This window comes from Mesotoga sp. UBA5847, assembly GCF_002432735.1.
GTDB lineage: Bacteria > Thermotogota > Thermotogae > Petrotogales > Kosmotogaceae > Mesotoga.
On the sequence record NZ_DJGL01000004.1, the window covers coordinates 1 to 1881 of the forward strand.

The 1881-nt window shown below is 43.3% G+C and carries 1 pseudogene (only partly in view); it reads left to right on the forward strand.

The window, feature by feature from the left end:
* Positions 1–943: 943 nt before the first annotated feature.
* Positions 944–1881: pseudogene (locus B3K91_RS13565) on the forward strand (AAA family ATPase); it runs 1437 nt beyond the window's last position.

Consider the following 1881-nt stretch of genomic DNA (forward strand, 5'->3'; position numbering starts at 1 on the left):
CGGGTTTGAGACGCTATCTTCTTTGTTTTATGGGTTCAAGTGATAAAGTCAAGAAAAAATCTGCGAAAAACTGACAGACTCCCTTTTTTGTAGCTAAGTGGGACTTGAACGTTGCCTTTTGGAGAGCAGTAGACAAAACCTGAAGAGTCTTAAGCACAGAGGAAATCACGCTATGACTTGCAGTCACTAGAAGACATTGTGCCATCGCGACCGGGGCGACTACGATCCCGTTGGAGCCTATAGACAACATCTCGAGCGCGCTATGAATAGTCTCTCAGAAAAGTTCCTGTAGTTATCCTGGATCCTGAAGCAGCCGTAATGCGTGTGAGGCTGGAGAATTGAGAGAAGAGAAGCGCTGAAATTAATAGAAGGAGATTGCGAGAGGATTGTTTTTGTGGAGACGCCTCGAAGGCGAGACGCGATAAATATCGGGTGGGGCTTTTTGCTACTGCTTTACTAGAATAACGATGGGAAACGCCGCCCTGACTTTTAGGCTCCATGGGATATTCCCTTTTTTCCACTCTAGATTACCCCTCAGGGTTCTCATGGAAATGATTCTCCCCGGGATTCCCTTTCTTAGGAGACAGAAGCATCCGGCGCTTCGAGAGCAAATACCCTAGGTCTGCCCAATCTTTGCAAATGTCTTGTCAGGCAAAATCACCATCACTTTGAAGAAAACAAGGCAGCAGTTTGACTCTTTCCCATTGCGGCCACTCTTTGCTTGCAATGTAACAAGTGCTATATTAATTTCAAGACTGTTCCTTGCTGTGCAATATCTGTTATTAAGTGAGAATGATGATTTCATCTTTGAAAGCCCACCGCAAAAGCAGGCTTTCTTCTCACTACTTCTGAATAATAATGAAGCAAAAAAACGGGAGCTTTGCGGGTAGATGATGAAAGTTCCAGAAGTCTCCAAAATGCTTGAGTGTGAAGGAGTGAATTGATGTTTGACAAGTCTCTTTTGAAAGCTGTCTTAGTAGAGTATAAGAAGGATTTTGTCCGGAAGCAGTGGCCGAAAGAAAAGTATAAGTGGGAAGCAGTAAAGTGGTTTCAAGATAATTGGGATGTAAACACATCCGATTTTGCAGAAATGCTCACTCTTTCTCTCTCAAAGACAAATAATCTGCTGGCGTCTGCGAATAATTTCCCGGGAGCAATGATACAGAACTTTGCCAAGGCAGCGCCGGAAGAAGTGCGTGGTATGTTTATAGATCTCTTTGATGAAGGCAAAGAGGTCTATGAACGAGTTGAAGGCTTCAAGATGAAATCTGCAGCTTTACTTGAAAAGTACGGAAATGGTGCTATACAGCACTTCCAAAACGAAAACGCAATCAGTACTTATTTATGGCTTCGTTACCCGGATAAGTATTACATATATAAATTCAGTGAGATAGAAACGATTGTGAGCAAGCTTAAAAGCAACTATAGCTTCAAAAGAGGCGCGTATGCTGACAATATCAGAAACTTTCTCAAGCTGTATAACGAAATTTGCGCTGAATTGCGGCAGGATGAAGAACTCATTGAATTGCTGAAGTCGCAGCTTACAGAGAGCTGCTATCCAGATCCTGAACTTCGCACTCTCACTATTGATGTTGGTTTTTATATTAGCCGCTCTTATAGTGAAATGCCTGCTGAAGAGTGGCGGCCCAGAGATTATTCACCAGGGTTATCCGTTGATGATTGGGTAAGACTCCTTCAAGACAGTGAGGTATTCTATCCTAGCAGTCTCGAAATTATGAAGCGCATGAAAGACTACGGTGGGCAGGCTACGTGCACCCAACTTTCCATCAAATACGGCGAAACGAAAAACTTCTACAATGCAGGATCATCTTCTTTGGCGAAGAGGATAGCGAAAAAGACAGGATGTCCGGTAATGGATAG